The sequence below is a fragment of the Candidatus Viridilinea mediisalina genome (genome assembly GCF_002532535.1).
Taxonomy (GTDB): Bacteria; Chloroflexota; Chloroflexia; order Chloroflexales; family Chloroflexaceae; genus Viridilinea; species Viridilinea mediisalina.
In genome coordinates, this window is record NZ_NQWI01000300.1 from 1 (window position 1) to 910 (window position 910).

At 52.0% G+C, this 910-nt stretch carries 1 protein-coding gene; it reads left to right on the forward strand.

Going from position 1 to position 910, the window contains the following annotated elements; all coding sequences use genetic code 11:
• Positions 1 to 640: 640 nt before the first annotated feature.
• Positions 641 to 910 (forward strand): hypothetical protein (locus CJ255_RS23950; RefSeq protein WP_217352528.1); only part of this gene is annotated, 270 nt, incomplete at its 3' end.

The following is a 910-nucleotide window of genomic DNA, read 5'->3' on the forward strand; positions in this document are numbered from 1 at the left end:
TCAGCCACCGAGCCAGCGGTGCGGTGGCTTCGACAGGCTGGCTTCGACAGGCTGGCTTCGACAGGCTGGCTTCGACAGGCTGGCTTCGACAAGCTGGCTTCGACAAGCTCAGCCACCGTGACCTCGCCCACCATGATTAAATTGTAGCAAAAAGCATGGGCAACCATGTGATCAATTGGCGATCTTCCATGCTGATCGCTTACTGATCCGATCTTGATCTCCTAGTATCACCTTCTGATGCCGCAAACCTATTTTCTATTTTCTATCTTCTCGTTACTGTATCCTCTCCTTATGAATAAATTGTTAATTTCCATGAAGTAGCCTATGCAACCAAAGAGCGCTAAAGTCATTCAATACGATTTCTTTACAAAAGAAAGATGTTTTCTATTGTTCATCAAATGATCATCTGTAGTACGTATTATGGCCGTATAGCTTGGTTGGGAAATTCGGGGGAGCATGCACGGGAATGAGGTTCCCGTGCGTACCCTGCTACCCTCCTTGCTCACCAGCATACCCAGAGGCTGCTGGCTGCTGCTGTCGATCAGTGTTTGATCGCTGTTTGATCGGCATTGCACCAGGAAATCATCTTACTATTACACCGTGGGTGCCTCTGCCACGGCCAAGACGATCGTGAGGAGCTATGAAACGACGCATGTTCCACCTGTCCGCTGTGCTTCTACTGATCGCCCTGATGGGTAGTGGTGTCTTTGCGACCAATGATCAAGGCGAGTATCGGGTCTACATCCCCCATGTGGTGGTGCCTGGTACTTCACCTGAAGAAGAGGCAGTAGGTACACCTGATCCGATTGATGAAGATGTAGACAATGAGCCCCCGCCGCCGCCTGTCGGCGACAATGAGCCCCCACCGCCGCCTGTCGGCGACAATGAGCCCCCACCGCCGCCTGTCGGC